The organism is Sphingopyxis sp. KK2 (genome assembly GCF_001990265.1).
Lineage (GTDB): Bacteria > Pseudomonadota > Alphaproteobacteria > Sphingomonadales > Sphingomonadaceae > Sphingopyxis.
The window spans coordinates 15,416-30,040 of sequence record NZ_LYVN01000009.1 but is presented as its reverse complement, the minus strand read 5'-3'; the positions used below and the strand labels follow the sequence as shown (position 1 = coordinate 30,040).

Genomic DNA, 14,625 nt, shown 5'->3' with positions numbered 1-14,625 from the left:
CCGAAAAACAAAGGCCCGGCCCCCGCAAGCGAAGACCGGGCCTTTCCGGGACTAAGTTCTCACATCAGATCTTGACGCGCGCACCGAACAGGAAGGTGCGGCCGAAATGATTATTCTCGTAATTGCGATCGGCATCGATGTCGGTGAAGCGATAGCGATATTCGTCGGTCAGGTTGATGCCCTCGACCGAGATTTCGATATTCTCGGTGATCGCATAGCGGATCGACGCATCGACGTTGATCGTCGAGCCATAGCCTTCGAAAACGTTGCCGGTGCCGCTGTTGGCATCGGCATAGCGGCTGCGATAGCTGACCGAGGCACGCGCGCTCAGCTTGCCGTCGTCATAATAGAGCGTGCCGTTATAGGCGCGCTTCGACAGGTTGAAGAGCGTGCCGTTGCGAACCGCCGAAACATTGGCGCCGCCCGGGACCACCGACGGGCCCGCCACCGTATAATCGGCGTCGGAGTCGACGAAGGTCGCGTTGGCGATGCCGCCGAAGTTCGACAGGAAGCCCGGCAGGAATTTGAACGGTGCCTGCAGCGAGATTTCGACGCCCTTGAGCTTCGCGCCTTCGCCATTGCCGATCGAGGTAATCGTCCACAGCTGGCCTTCGGGGTTGATCGACGCCGGGCTGCTCGGCGGGATTACCGACAGCGGCAGGCCGGTCGACGCGAAGGTCCCACTGGTGGTCGTAGCGACCGGGAAGCTTGCGATATCCTTCTTGAACAGCGCGACCGAGAAGATCGACTGCGGCGCGAAATACCATTCGAACGCGAGGTCGTAGGCCGTCGCACGGAACGGATCGAGGAACGGGTTGCCATAGTTGATGCGATAGTTGAACCCGTCGACCGAACCGCCCGGGGTCAAATTGCCGAGCGTCGGGCGCGTCATCACGTCGGCGACAGCAGCGCGGATGATGATGTCGTCATGCGGGAAGAGTGCAAGGTTCACCGAAGGCAGCCAGTCTTCATAGCTGCGCTTCAGCGTGACAAGCGCACCGCTGGTCAGCCCGCTCGACGTCTGGTCGGTGTGGACGTAGCGCACGCCGGCGTTGAGCGCGTAGCGCAGCCCGCCGATCTCGCCCTTGGTGTCGAACTGCAGGTAGCCGCCGGTCACCTCTTCGCGCACCGCACGGTTGTTGCCGGCGTCGAGCACCGGCGTGCGGCCATAGAGATTGGTGAAGGCGGTCGTCGCGTCGAGGTTGGCGACGAGCCATTCGGTCGTCGTGCCTGCCGGCTGGCCGGCATTGCGCAGCGTGAACATCTCCGACAGCGCCGGCGTGACCGCAAAGCCATAGACCGCGGCCGGACCGAAAGCCGAGCTCGGCGAGCAGGTCAGCGTGCCGAGCACACGGTCGACGCCGCCGTTGCCGCACACCACCGTGTCGCGGGTGAAGGCGATGCTGGAGAAGTCGAAACGGCGATAGACGCCGCCCGCTTTGACCGTCAGCCCGTCGGTCACATCCCATTCGGTGCGGAGCTGCGCGGTGCGGAACTTGTTCACCACCTCCGACGGACGGTCGCGAATTTCGGCGAGCTGGAAGTTCGACGGAGTGGTCACGCTGGTCCCGAAGGTCAGCAGCGGCTTCGCCATATCGCTATAATCATAGCGATAATCCTGCGCGTCGCGGTCGTCGAAGACGATCGTCGTTTCGAGCGGGATCGAAGCGGTCGATTTCGACATACCGCCGAGCAGGGTGAAGCGGAAGCTGTCGCTGACATCCTGGTCCCAGGTCGCGCCGACCTGGTAGAATTCGGTCTTCGCCTTGCGCAGATAATGCTCGGTACGCACCCAGGCGTCGTCGAGTGTCGCCGAGATCAGATTGTTGTCGTCGTCGATTTCATAATCGCTGACGTTGATCGAGCGCTCGTTGCTGCGCAGCAGCACTTCGGCCCAGCGCTCGCGGCGCTGGTGCTTGAAGCTCGAATAAAGACCATCGAGCGAGATCTTGGTCGCATCGGTCGGCGCAAACTGGATCGACCCGGTGATGCCGAGGCGCTTCTTGTCGTGGCTGATTTCGCCGTAGCGCGGGATGCGCGGGTGAAAGGCCAGCGACACCGCGTCGCACGCCGCACTTGGGATATAGGTGCCGCCCGAATTAGCGGTCGTCCAGCAGGGCGTGCCGTCGACCGAGTCGAAACGCGCCTGCGCCCAGCGGACGCTGTTGTTGCCCATTTCGAGCGTTTTCTGGTCCGAATAGGCGGCCGACACCGCAAAGCCGAGCGTGCCCGCGTCGTTGACCCAGCTGAGCAGGCCGGCGACGCGCGGGCCGGTCTTGTCCGACAGGTCGTTATAGCTTGCCTGCGCCGAGAGCGCGGCGGTGAAGCCGCTCTTGCCCGCGAGCGGGTTGCCGGTGTTGAGGTCGACCACGGCGCCGAGCGAGCCTTCGTCGAGTTCGGCCGATGCGGTCTTGTGCACCACGATCGAGCTGAACAGTTCGGACGCGAAGACGTTGAAGTCGAAGGCACGGTCGCGGTTCGCCGACGCACCGTCGGTCGAGGTCGCGACGGTTTCCATGCCGTTGACGCGGACGCGGGTGAATTGCGAACCGAGCCCGCGCACCGTGATGCCGCGGCCTTCGCCGCCATCGCGCTGGATGGTGATGCCCGGGATGCGCTGCAGCGATTCGGCCAGGTTCTGGTCGGGGAATTTGGCGATATCTTCGGCGACGATCGCATCGACCGCAGCGACCGAGTCGCGCTTGACGTCGAGCGCCTTGTCGAGCGAAGCGCGGAAACCCGTGACGACGATTTCGTCCTCGGTCGACACTTCGTCCGCCGGCGCGGCGGCATCGGTTGCGGTATCCTGCGCATAGGCCGGCGACACCGCCAGCACGGCGAGCGATACGCCGCACGCCAACCTGCTCAAATTGCGGACGCCCTGCATTGCGTGAATAGCCATCATGTTCCTCCCTTTTACCAGTCCATCCGCCACCTCAGGCCAAATGACACCGGTTACTTTGCGTGACAAAGTTGATCGCCCCGATCCTTTGTCCAGAAATTAAAGAGAGTGAAGCAATGCCGTCGCGATTTCGCGACGGGCCATTCATTGCCCTCTCCCCAACAATATTTTCTCGTTGACCGGTTGGGGTAACCGGTGTCAGGAAGATTGAAGGAATGTGACACCTGTGTCAATACCCCAATGAAAAGGAGAGGCAGGATGCTGAAAAAGCTGTGGCTTGCAGCGCTTTTGCTGACGCCCGCGATCGTCGCCACCCCCGTACTCGCCGCCGATTCGGCGCCGCTCGCCTTCCCCGGCGCGGTGGGGCCGGCCGCGCAGACGACCGGCGGTCGCGGCGGCAAAATCCTGCGCGTGACCACCCTCGCCCCCGACGGCCCAGGATCGCTCAAGGAAGCGATCGAGACCCCCGGACCGCGCATCATCGTGTTCGAAGTCGGGGGCGTGATCGACATGGGCCGCACGACGATCGACATCGTCCACCCCTTCCTGACCATCGCGGGACAGACCGCGCCGGGCCCAGGCATCACGCTGATTCGCACCGGCTTCGACGTGAAGACGCATGACGTGATCCTTCGCCACTTGCGCGTCTACACCGGGGTCGATGGCCAACCGAAGCGCAGCGGGTGGGAGGCCGACGCCTTTTCGACCGTCGGCGCCGCCAATGTGATCATCGACCATTGCACCTTCCTGTGGGCGATCGACGAGAATATGTCGGCGTCGGGGCCGCGCTTCACCGGCAACAGCGTCGCGGAGTGGCGTCGGGGCACCAGCCACAACATCACCTTCTCGAACAATCTTGCTGCGGAGGGCCTCGCCGACGCGAGCCATCCCAAGGGCGAGCATAGCAAGGGATCGCTGATCCACGACAATGCGACGGGCATCGTCTTCTACCGCAACGTCTGGGCGCATAATGTCGAGCGCAACCCGCTGATCAAGGGCGGTGCGCAGGCGCTGATGATCAACAATCTGATCTACAACCCGCAGCATCGCGCGGTGCACTACAACCTGATGAACCTCGAATGGGTCGGCCACGACTATGTTACCGGCCAGATCACCGCGGTCGGCAATGTGATGCGCGGCGGCAACGACACCGATCGCGACCTGCCCTTCCTGATGCTCGGCGGCGACAGCGACCTCGAATATTATGGCAAGGACAATCTGGCGGTCGATCGCCATGGCGTGGCGCTCCCCGAAGTCGGCCGTTATGGCGAAACGCGCGCGCAGCTGATCCGCGCCAAGGCGCCGCTGGCCCCGATCGCCGGGTACAGGATCCTGCCGGTGCGCGACGTCGAAACCTCGGTGCTCGCGACCGCGGGCGCGCGGCCCTGGGCGCGCGATGCCGAGGAAATCCGCATCCTCTTCTTCGTCGCCGAAGGGCGCGGCGAAGTGATCGACGACGAAAAGGAAGTGAGCGGCTATCCCAAGGTGAAGCCCGCGGTAAAGGCGCCCTTTGTCGAGGGCGATTGGGACCTGGCGACGATGGAGCCCAAGTCGGGTCTCTACCCCGCCCAGACCGCGCCGATGCCGCAGGAAATATTATCGCCGCGCGATCGTGCGTCGAGGGCGGCCCAATGAGCATGTTTCTCACCGCGCTGCTCGCCGCAGCCGCCCCCGCGATGGTCGTGATCGACGAGGCCGAGACGGTGCGCGAGGAAGCCCCGCCGCACGGCGCGATCGGCATGTCGACCGCCTGGCGGATCAGCGACCAGGCCCCCGCGCCGCGCAGCTTCGAATTTCGCAAGCGCGCGCTGCACGTCGGCGCCGCGATCGGCGTGCATCCGATCGACCATGACGAGATTTATTACGTCCTGTCGGGTACCGGCATCGTCCATTCGGACGGCGAGGAAAAGGAACTCAAGGCCGGCACCGCGGCCTGGCTCTACAAGGGTGCCAAGGTCGGCATCCGCCAGACCGGCGACGAACCGCTGGTGCTGATCATCGCCTATCCCAACAGAGCGGCCGAATAGGATGCGCTTCGGGCGTCGCCTCCTGCTCGCCGCCGGACTGACCCTGCCGCTGGTCGCGGCGGGCAGTGCGCGCGCCAGGACCGGCTGGACGCGCCCCGCCGGACTCGTCCCCGACGCCAGCATCGCGCTGTGGCCCGAAGGTCATCTGGCGGTGCCGCCGGGCCTCGTCGAAAGCATGGTCCAGCGCAGCGACGACCCGAACGCCAGCGACCGCATGCTGCAGGGCATCACTCGCCCGCGTCTCGACATCTTCCGCCCCGAAAAACCGAATGGTGCTGCGGTGATCCTCGCCCCCGGCGGCGGCTATCGCTACGTCGTCGTCGACAAGGAAGGCTATGAGCTCGCGCGCTGGCTGCGCGATCGCGGCGTCACCGTCTATGTCCTCTTCTACCGCCTGCCCGGCGACGGCTGGGCCGACCGATCGAACGTCCCGCTCGTCGATGCCCAGCGCGCGGCGCGACTGGTGCGCAGCCGCACCAAGACCGACGGCATCGATCCGGCGCGCGTCGCCTTCGGCGGCTTTTCGGCGGGCGGTCATGTCGCGACGAGCCTGCTGACGCGCTTCGATGCACCGGTCTACGCTCCCGTCGACGCCGCCGATACCCTCTCTGCACGCCCCGATACGCTCGCGGCTTTCTATCCGGTGGTATCGATGGATCCGGCGATCGCGCACGCGGTCAGCCGCGAGAAACTGCTCGGCCCCGCCCCCGACGCCGCGCGGCAGGCGCTCTATTCGCCCGAGCAGCAACTCCGCGCCGACATGCCGCCGCTCTTCCTGCTCCATGCCGAGAACGACGATGTCGTGAAGGTCGATAACAGCCTGCGCCTCCACACCGCCGCGCGGACGTTCGGCGTCGCTTGCGAAGCGCATTATTTTGCCGAGGGCGGTCATGGCTTCGGGCTGATGAAGACCGCGGGACTTCCCGTCGCGACCTGGCCCGAGCTTTACTGGAACTGGCTCGCGGCGCGAAAGATCGTCTAGCTGCCCGGCTGGATATAGGGCACGCGCGCGAACAGCTCGCGTTCCCACGCGCGCGGATTGTCTTCTACGCGCGCGTAGGCGTCGAAGATCATCGTCCGCCGCTTCTTGAGGTCATAGGCCGCCCAGCCCGGATTGCCCGTTTTCGCGAAGCGCGTGAAGGCCGCCATCATCGCCGCACTCACCTGGTTCTTGCACGTCGACTGGTCGGGTCCGGTGCCGAAGACGAGCGCGATATCGTCGGCGTGCTTCGCGTCCATATAGTCGAGCTGGTAGACGAAGGCCGGCGCCCCGGCGCGCGCGCGCGCCTCGGCCTCCTCGACCTGTCCGCGCCAGCTGCGCGCTGCGGTGACGATGCGGTGGAACAGCTCGAGTGGCTGCGCGCCCGGGTAGCGTGTGCGAAACTGCGCGACGACCCAGACCGGATCGATATCGACGCGCATCTCGGGCCCGATCCGCGCGGCGAGATTATCATAGCTGAGGCCCGACAGCTGCTTGCCGTCGGCGGCGAAGAAGGCGCGCGTTTCCATCACCGTATTGCCGAGCATCATCGGTATGCCGAGCGACTGCGGCGCGGGATCGGGCCAGAAGGGATGGCGCGTCAGATGCTTCATGTCGAGCACCGGCCCCATATAGACCCCGCCGCCGATGATCGGGTCGGTCGCCGACAGCGCCGCCACGAGCCGTTCGACCGGCGCGGTTGCGGGATCGACACCCGCCCCCAATTTGTCGAGGAACGCCGCCGCGCGCCTGCTCGCGTTGAGCGGACCCGAGGCGGTGACCTGTTGCCCGCTCATCGTGATCGCCTTGTGGAACAGCCCCGCCGCCTCGGGCATCGCCATCAGCGTCGCGATCTTGGCGCCGCCGCCCGACTGCCCGAAGACGGTAACATTGGCCGGATTGCCGCCGAAAGCCGCGATATTGCGCTTCACCCATTGGAGCGCGACGATCAGGTCGAGCTGCCCCGCATTGCCGCTGTCGGGAAAGCGATCGGGCAGATAGAGATAGCCGAAAGCATTCAGCCGGTGGTTGACCGTCACGACGACGACGTCGCCCTGCGCTGCCAGCCTCGCGCCGTCGTTGAGCGGATCGGTGACGCTGCCCGAAGAATAGGCGCCGCCATGGAAATAGACCATCACCGCGCGCGGCTTCTTCGCAGGTGTGGCTGGCGTCCAGACGTTGAGGAACAGGCAATCCTCGGACTGCGGCTGGTAGCGGTCGCCCGCCTGCGGACAGGCGGGGCCGAACTCCCCTTGCTCCGTAAAGGGCTGTTCGGCCGCCAGCACCGGCACCGGGGCGCGAAAGCGTTCGGCGCGTGCATAGCGAATGCCGAGGTAGGCGGCGGCCCATAGCGGCTCATTGTCCTTGCGCGGCTTGCTGTGATAGGTGCCGTCGGCTGCGGCGATCGTCGCATTGACGGCCTGCGCCCATGACGGCGCGGCGTATGACAGCAAAACCAACCCTGCCGCCCCGCCGAGCAGCTTGCGACGACCAATCGGCTCAGCGCCGGACATCGAGCCCTCCCCCGTGAAATGCGTCGATATCCGCTTGGCTAAAGCGGCTCGCATCTCCGGGCAAGCTATGTTTGAGGCAGGTGAGCGCGAGGCCGCTGTCGGCCATCGCACGGGCGTCGCCCCCGTCCAGCCAGGCATGCAGCACCCCGGCGGCAAAGGCGTCGCCCGCGCCGATGCGGTCGACGATGCCGGTGACGTCGATCTCGTCGGTCTGGTGTGCGCTGTCCCGCAGGTCGACCCGCGCCGCAATGCGGTGGTGGTCGGCCGACATCGTGTGCCGCGCGGTCGAGGCGATCAGCTTGAGGTCGGGGAAAGCGGCAAAGCCCGCATCGGCCGCCTCGCGCCGCCGATCCTCGCCCTCGCCCGAAAATTCGCGGCCGAGCACCAGCGACAGGTCGCGGTGGTTGCCGAAGAGGATATCGGCAAGTCCGATGAGTTCGGACAGGATCGCGCGCGGATTGCTGTCCCACGCCTCCCAGAGCATCGCGCGATAATTGCCATCGAAGCTGACCGGCACGCCAAGCCTTTTCGCCGCGCGCGCCGCCGCGAGCGTCGCCTCGGCCGAGCGCGGCCCGAGCGCAGGTGTGATACCCGACAGGTGGAGCAGTTTCGCGCCGCGCAGCAACGCGTCGAAATCATAATCCGCGGGCCCGGTCGCGGCGAAGCTCGACCCCGCACGATCATAGACGATCTCGGACGCGCGCAGCCCCGCACCGACGCTCAGGAAATAGAGCCCCATCCGCCCCGGCGATAGCGTGACGGCGGTGCAATCGACGCCCGCGCCGCGCACCGCCGCCACCGCTCCGCGACCCAGAGCGTTGGGAGGAATCTTGCCCACCATCGCGCAGTCATGGCCGAGATGCGCGAGCCCGATCGCGACATTCGCCTCGGCGCCGCCGACGTGGAGCGACAGCGCAGGCGATTGCATCAGCAATTCGTTGCCCGGCGCGGTGAGGCGGATCAGCAATTCGCCGAAAAAGACGAGTTTACCCTCTGCCATCCCCACTCCATTCGCCGCCTGACGCGGTCCTTGTTCGATGCTAGCGCGCGAGCCAGCCGCCGTCGACCGCGAGGATATGGCCCTGGACATAGTCCGACGCGCTCGACGCGAGGAAAACGGCGGCGCCGCCGATATCCTTGGGATCACCCCAGCGCCCCGCCGGGATGCGCTCCATGATCTGGCGGTTGCGCGTCTCGTCGCCCTGCAGCGCGGCGGTGTTGTTCGTGGCGATATAGCCCGGCGCGATCGCGTTGACCTGAACGCCCTCCGCCGCCCATTCGTTGGCAAGCAGCTTGGTCAGCCCACCGACGCCCGATTTCGATGCAGTATAGCTCGGCACGCGGATGCCGCCCTGAAAGGTCAGCATCGACGCGATGTTGACGATCTTGCCTGAACCGCGCGCGATCATGTGACGACCGACGCTCTGGCACAGGAAGAAGAGCGTCTTGAGATTGGTGTCCATCACCGCATCCCAATCTTCCTCGGTGAAATCGACCGCGTCGGCGCGGCGGATGATGCCGGCGTTGTTCACCAGCACGTCGATCCGCCCGAATTCGCCGAGCACCGCATCGACGAGCGGCTGCACCGCCGCGACGCTCGACAGGTCGGCCCTGAAATTCTCCGCCTTGCGGCCAAGCGCCTGCACCTTGTCGACCGTCTCGGTCGCGGCCGAGCGTCCGGCAGCGGCGATGTCGGCGCCCGCCTCGGCGAGCGCGAGCGCGATGCCCTGCCCGATGCCGGTGTTGGCGCCAGTGACCAGCGCGACCTTGCCCGAAAGATCGAACAGGCCGGGCATCAGGACAGCTGGCAGATGTCGAGGACGTTCATGTCGGTATAGTCCTGGTTCTCGCCCGCCATCGCCCAGATGAAGGCATAGGATTTGGTACCTGCGCCCATGTGGATCGACCAGGGCGGCGAAATCACCGCTTCCTCATTCTGCATCACGATGTGACGCGTGGCTTCGCCCTCGCCCATGAAATGCATCACGCGGTCGGTATCGACATTGTCGAGTTCGAAATAGAAATAAATCTCGCTGCGGCGCTCGTGGATATGCGGCGGCATCGTGTTCCAGACGCTGCCTTCCTTGAGCACGGTCAGCCCCATGACGAGCTGCGCGCTGTCGCAAACACCCGGGATCACGAGCTGGTAGATGGTGCGCTCGTTCGACTCGGCGAGGCTGCCGCGGTCGAGCGCATTGGCGTCGGCGATGCCGAGCTTGCGCGTCGTGAACGCCTTGTGCGCCGGGCACGACGCCAGATAATAGCGCGCGCCCTCGCCCGCGAAGGTCACATCGGTCGCACCCATCGTCACATAGAGGCAATCCTTATTGCCGAGCGTGAAGCTCTCGCCATCGACCGTCACGGTACCTTCGACCGACGAGACGTTGACGATCGCCATCTCGCGACGTTCGAGGAACGGGTGGCCAGCCGCCGACGGCGGCTCGGTCTGCGCCGGCAGCTTCACCGGCGCCGAACCGACGGCAACCCCGCCGATCACGAAGCGGTCGGCGTGCGTGTAGTTGAGGACGCATTCACCGGTGCGGAACAAGTCCTGGATCAGGTAGCGATCGCGCAGTTCGGCGTTCGACACCTCCTCCATCATCACGGGATGGGTGGCGTAAAAGGTCTTGGCGAACATGGGGGCGTCCTCGCGATATATGTTGGTGATTGCTCGCCTAGCTACGGCGCAAGGTAACCGGTGTCAAGATCAAGATCGCCAGAGCGGCGAACGGAAATGGCTGACAGCGGATCGGAGCCGAAATCGCCCTCCCCCGATCTTTCCACCGGAAAGCCGGCGCTCAGGCGGCGACGGGCTCGGAGATGCAGTGGATCGCGTCGAGGTCGCGCCGGCTGCCCGCGGATGCGTGGACCGCCTGCATATTGGCGAACAGCACGACCTGCTGCGCCATGATTTCCAGCTGCGACGCGGTGCTGCGGTCGTTGACCCGCCCCTCTTCGCAGAAAACGGGTTGTCCCGAATTGACCGTCACCGCCATCGGGGTCGGCCATCCGCGCAGCGCGTGGGTGATCGAGCGCAAGGTCGCGAGCGTCGAACCCGTCGCCTGCCAGCCGCCCGCCACCGCAATCAACCCGACCGCGCGGCCGTCGAAATAGGGAGCCTCGTCGCCCGCCATGTCCTGCACATAGTCGAGGGCGTTCTTGACCAGCCCCGACACGGTGCCGTGATAGCCAGGCGAGGCGATGATGATGCCGTCGGCTCCGCGCAGCGCCGCAATCAGCGCCTGCGCCTTGGCGTCGCGCTCGCTGCGGTGCGGCGCATACATCGGCAGGTCGATCGCCGGCCCGGCGAAAAGCATCGTTTCCGCGCCCTCGGCGGCGCAGCGCGCGAGCGCGTGGCGCAGCAGGCCTTCGGCCGACCCGCCGGGGGTGGCGTTGCCGCCGAGGCCGACGATGCGCGGACGCGCGGAGGTGACGGGCCGTTCGATCATCGCGGGACTCCTCAGTTGAAGGTGACCTGGTTGCCGCCGCGCAGGAAGGCGATCGCGTTGCGGCGCAGATGGTTGGTGCCCGGGTTCAGGATCGGTTCGGGCGAATATTGGGCGAGATAGACGCGGCGCATGTTCGGCGTGGTGTTCGATCCGGTCGCGTGGAGCGCGAGGCTGGAGAAGGCGACGATGCTGCCCGCCGGAACCTCGAGCGTCACACCCTCGGCTTCGCCGCTGTAACCGACGAGGTCGTTGCTGCCCGGCTGGCGGACGTGCGGGACGATGCCGTTCCGCGTATCGGGTACCTGCGAGAAGGGCAGGATGCGCACGGTGCCGTTGGCAACCGTCGTGTCGTCGAGCGTGCACCAGCAAGTCAGGTACGGCTTGTGATCGGCGGGGCCGCCGTTGCCGACGACATAACCCGAATCCTGGTGCCAGCTGAACGGCATGCCTTCGCTGGCGCCCTTCACGACATATTGGTCGTAGAAGAAATAGGCGTCGTCGCCGAGCGTCGCGCGGCAGACGTCGGCCATGGTGTCGCTGAACAGCATCGTGCGCAGGTCGGGTTGCTGGCGCTGGCATTCGCCGGCGAAATAGCGCTTGCCCTTGTGGCTGATGCCGTCGACCTCGACGCCAAGACCGTCGAGGCGCGCATCTTCGCGGTCGATGACGCGGCCGCATTCGGCGCGCAGCAGGTCGAGCAGCGGGCCTTCGAGGATGCGTTCGAAGACCGCATAGCCTTCGTTGGCGAACTGCTCGCGCTGGGCCGTGTAATCCATCTTCTCTCTCCCGATGTTTGCTAAGGTGCCACGTAGCGCAACATCATCCATCGTATCCAATCGAATTGCATCGGCCGATCATACGTCTATACTATGACCTATGCGAATGAGACAGGTCGAGGCGTTTCGCGCCGTCATGATGAGCGGGGGCATCACCGCCGCGGCGTCGATGCTCAACATCAGCCAGCCGTCGGTGAGCCGGCTGATCGCCGACCTCGAGCGCGCGGTCGGTTTCCGGCTGTTCGACCGGCGCGGCGCGCGCATCCACCCGACCGCGCAGGCGCAGGCGCTGTATGAAGCGGTGCGGCGCAGCTACGCCGGGCTCGACCTGCTCGACCAGGCGGCGCGGCGCATCCGCGCGCATCCGGTGGGCACGGTGCGGATCGCAGCGCTGGCCGCGATCGCGATGGCGATATTGCCGGCGGTGATCGCGCGCTTTCGCATCCTCTATCCCGACATCAAGATCATCGTCGAATCGCTCGGCCAGCGCGCGATCGAGGAACGGGTGTTTCTCGGGCAGGCGGACCTGGGCGTCGGCGTCGACATGCAGGGGCGCGAAGGCGTCCGGTCGACCCCGCTCGCGCGCGCCGAATATGTCTGCATCCTGCCCGCGAACCATCCGCTCGCCGCGCGCAGGAAGCTGGCAATATCCGACCTGGCAGGCGAGGAATTCGTCGGCCCGATGCACGAAGCCGACGCGCTGTGGACCGGGATCGATACGGCGCTGGAGGAATCGGGGATCAGCGTATCGCGGCGGCTGGAGACACAGCATTCGCAGATCTTATATGCTTTCGTCGAAGCCGGGCTGGGCGTGACGATCGCCGAGCCGTTCAGCGCCCCGCGCTTTCACCGGCTGGGCGTCGCGGTCCGCCCGATCGCCCCGCCCGTCTATCTGGATTTCGCGCTGCTCGAGCCCGACATCGGGCCGACGCCCGAGATCGTCGGCTGGCTCAACGCCGATATCGCGCGCGAGACCGAGGCGTGCCTCGCGCATGTGAAGCGGGTGGTGGCGTCGAAATAAACGGTTTTGCGGATATCCGCAGCGGGGCGGATTTCGTGACGACGGGTTTCGAATGACCGACAGTCGATGGCGGACGTTCGATCGACAGAAGCCATGGCGGCGATGCGCCCGATTTCGGTCACAGCAGGCCGCGTGACGGGTGCCTGAAAGCTGACGCTCAGACGTAGGGGGCAGAAGTGTCGCGGCCGTGACGGAAAAACAGACCCTAGCTTGACGCAGGGCAGCTGATTAATCCAAAGCGCGAAGATAGAGGGAGCGTTCATGGACGAAGCACAGGTTAAAGCCGCGACCTTGAACTATGTTCGCAAGATGAACGGTCGGCGTAGAAAGCCCGTCGTGACGGCAGAATTCTCGCTGGGGAGTAGCGGCGTACGCGCCGATCTGGTCGTGTTTGCGGACACGGTTATCGGGTTCGAAATAAAAACTGCGCGGGATTCGCTTCGCCGCCTTCCGTCGCAGATGCATGCTTACGCGCGCTATTTCGACCATGCTGTGGCGATCGTAGCACCGTCGCATCTGAAAAATCTCAAGTTTGATGACCTGCAGGGCGCTTCATTGTGGACATATGACAAGCGCGGAGATGTCACCGTGCTTCACGTCGGAAATCAAAATAACGTGGGTCCCGACGCTTTGCTCGACGTCTTGACTCAATCGGAGCGGCGTAAACGGCATTATGCCGAAGCAATGATCGCGCGGTACGGCCCGACCAGCCGACAGTTCTGGGACACAGTCGGGCGCCGTGCGATCTGCGCGGAGGATTTGCCGCTGCTCAGTCGTTTTTCAGAGAGCCGTGACCAGGCCAAGCGGTGGGCATCGCACCGAAAAGACCGCTGGTCGCATTGGCTCGCCGCACAAGACGCGCTCGTCGCCGCCTCAGCCTGACCAATCTTCATCGGTGTCTTCTGCCGAACCGGGATCATAGTAGAAGGCTTGTCGTTGCAAGTGAAGGTTGATCCTTGCCGCCGTCGCTTTCTGAGGGCTGCCAATCGCAGACATGTCGCCGGCGGCAGTTCGTTCGATCATCTGCGTTCCCCAGACCCTCAGCCGGGGATTCCACACGCCCTCGGCCTCGGTCGCAATGAGCCGTTCGGCTTGAATCCTGTAACCCGGAAAACCCGTGATGGTGTCGGACCGATAAAAATTCCAAGCGTCGAACATCGGATAATCGATCCGCGGCGCAGGCAAACCACCGCCGCCGCTTTGGCGCTCGACGCGCGCACTACCGCGATCGCCATAGATGAGATTGCCGAGCGCCGGCATCGTATCGAACAGGCGGCGCTCATAAATCGGCTGATCAGAAAGCCCGACAAAATTATCCGGAAATGAGGATGCGGATAGCGATACAAATGCTGCCGCGGCGCTGGCCCTTATCGTGTTGATGTAGCCCGTTGCACGCGCGGCGACTTCCAGATGGTCCCGGCCCGCGAAACCGAAGTCGAGGACGAAACAGACGCCTTGCCCTCCTTCCGTCCTGGCGCCCACACGAGCCGCGATCACGCCGATCGCTGGAAATGCCGGCGGCTCGATGATCACGACGAGCCCGCGATCAAGAGCGTAGAGTTCTGCGATTTGCGCCTCTTCGTCCGCGATGGAGGGAGAATATTGTATGGCGGGGATGTAATTTTCGTGGGCGCGAAAAAATTCGCACCAAGCTCTGAAGCCGAATGCCGGTCCGCGCAACTCCTCGAGCTGGGCATGGACGGGCCGCTCATTTGGGGGCTCGCGTTCACCCATCGCGACTATAACGGGCCTTTCCCCATAAGCCTCACGTATCCGGTCGGTCGCATTCTCCAGTCGGTGAGCTCCGACCCACGGGCGTAGTTGGACAATTGGGAGCAGGCGATCCTTTGTCAGGTTCGGCAATTCTTCGAGCGCACGCATTTCCGCTGGTCGCAGCGATAGCATCGGGAGGTAGGGGATCTGATTCCATTCACGCAGTGCCACTCTGTTATTCCCC

Annotated in this window: 13 protein-coding genes; 5 read left to right on the top strand and 8 right to left on the bottom strand. The window is 64.9% G+C overall.

Features of this window, described 5'->3' with window-relative positions:
* Positions 1–64 precede the first annotated feature (64 nt).
* On the bottom strand, positions 65–2,902 hold the full coding sequence (locus B1A78_RS02725; RefSeq protein WP_077145478.1) for a TonB-dependent receptor: 2,838 nt from the start codon (positions 2,900–2,902) through the stop codon (positions 65–67).
* 258 nt (positions 2,903–3,160) lie between these two features.
* Here B1A78_RS02725 and B1A78_RS02720 point away from each other — a divergent pair, with 258 nt between their 5' ends.
* From B1A78_RS02720 to B1A78_RS02710, 3 genes are read left to right on the top strand one after another with little or no spacing between them, the layout of a single operon-like run.
* A complete protein-coding gene (locus B1A78_RS02720) occupies positions 3,161–4,537 on the top strand; it encodes a pectate lyase (RefSeq protein ID WP_144037654.1) in 1,377 nt (458 codons plus the stop codon).
* Positions 4,534–4,929 carry a cupin domain-containing protein gene (locus B1A78_RS02715; RefSeq protein ID WP_077145476.1) on the top strand — a complete coding sequence of 132 codons (396 nt, stop codon included), beginning with the start codon at positions 4,534–4,536 and terminating at the stop codon, positions 4,927–4,929. The genes B1A78_RS02720 and B1A78_RS02715 overlap by 4 nt, the downstream gene beginning before the upstream one ends.
* Before the next feature lies 1 nt (position 4,930).
* Positions 4,931–5,911: an alpha/beta hydrolase gene (locus tag B1A78_RS02710; RefSeq protein ID WP_077145475.1), complete on the top strand. Its 981-nt coding sequence runs from the start codon at positions 4,931–4,933 to the stop codon at positions 5,909–5,911.
* On the opposite strand, the gene B1A78_RS02705 is transcribed toward B1A78_RS02710, so the two are convergent.
* From B1A78_RS02705 to B1A78_RS02680, 6 genes are all read right to left on the bottom strand, one after another.
* Positions 5,908–7,422 (bottom strand): carboxylesterase/lipase family protein, encoded by a 1,515-nt coding sequence (locus tag B1A78_RS02705; protein WP_077145474.1) that lies wholly within the window; start codon positions 7,420–7,422, stop codon positions 5,908–5,910. The genes B1A78_RS02710 and B1A78_RS02705 overlap by 4 nt on opposite strands.
* Positions 7,409–8,422 carry a sugar kinase gene (locus B1A78_RS02700; protein ID WP_077145473.1) on the bottom strand — a complete coding sequence of 338 codons (1,014 nt, stop codon included), beginning with the start codon at positions 8,420–8,422 and terminating at the stop codon, positions 7,409–7,411. Before B1A78_RS02700 ends, B1A78_RS02705 begins: the two co-directional genes overlap by 14 nt.
* 40 nt (positions 8,423–8,462) lie before the next feature.
* Positions 8,463–9,218 carry a 2-dehydro-3-deoxy-D-gluconate 5-dehydrogenase KduD gene (gene kduD, locus B1A78_RS02695; protein WP_077145472.1) on the bottom strand — a complete coding sequence of 252 codons (756 nt, stop codon included), beginning with the start codon at positions 9,216–9,218 and terminating at the stop codon, positions 8,463–8,465.
* Complete coding sequence (kduI, locus tag B1A78_RS02690) at positions 9,218–10,060, bottom strand: 5-dehydro-4-deoxy-D-glucuronate isomerase (protein WP_077145471.1); 843 nt, start codon at positions 10,058–10,060, stop codon at positions 9,218–9,220. Before kduI ends, kduD begins: the two co-directional genes overlap by 1 nt.
* Positions 10,061–10,220: 160 nt before the next feature.
* A complete protein-coding gene (locus B1A78_RS02685) occupies positions 10,221–10,871 on the bottom strand; it encodes an NADPH-dependent FMN reductase (protein WP_083733760.1) in 651 nt (216 codons plus the stop codon).
* Positions 10,872–10,882: 11 nt separating this feature from the next.
* Positions 10,883–11,647, bottom strand: coding sequence for a phytanoyl-CoA dioxygenase family protein (locus B1A78_RS02680; RefSeq protein WP_077145470.1), 765 nt, complete (start codon positions 11,645–11,647; stop codon positions 10,883–10,885).
* Between the two features lie 100 nt (positions 11,648–11,747).
* Here B1A78_RS02680 and B1A78_RS02675 point away from each other — a divergent pair, with 100 nt between their 5' ends.
* Together B1A78_RS02675 and B1A78_RS02670 are read left to right on the top strand one after the other, a co-directional pair.
* Complete coding sequence (locus tag B1A78_RS02675; protein ID WP_083733758.1) at positions 11,748–12,668, top strand: LysR substrate-binding domain-containing protein; 921 nt, start codon at positions 11,748–11,750, stop codon at positions 12,666–12,668.
* A gap of 261 nt (positions 12,669–12,929) precedes the next feature.
* Positions 12,930–13,550 carry a sce7726 family protein gene (locus B1A78_RS02670; protein WP_077145468.1) on the top strand — a complete coding sequence of 207 codons (621 nt, stop codon included), beginning with the start codon at positions 12,930–12,932 and terminating at the stop codon, positions 13,548–13,550.
* On the opposite strand, the gene B1A78_RS02665 is transcribed toward B1A78_RS02670, so the two are convergent.
* Positions 13,542–14,612, bottom strand: coding sequence for a hypothetical protein (locus tag B1A78_RS02665; RefSeq protein WP_144037653.1), 1,071 nt, complete (start codon positions 14,610–14,612; stop codon positions 13,542–13,544). The genes B1A78_RS02670 and B1A78_RS02665 overlap by 9 nt on opposite strands.
* Positions 14,613–14,625: the final 13 nt, after the last annotated feature.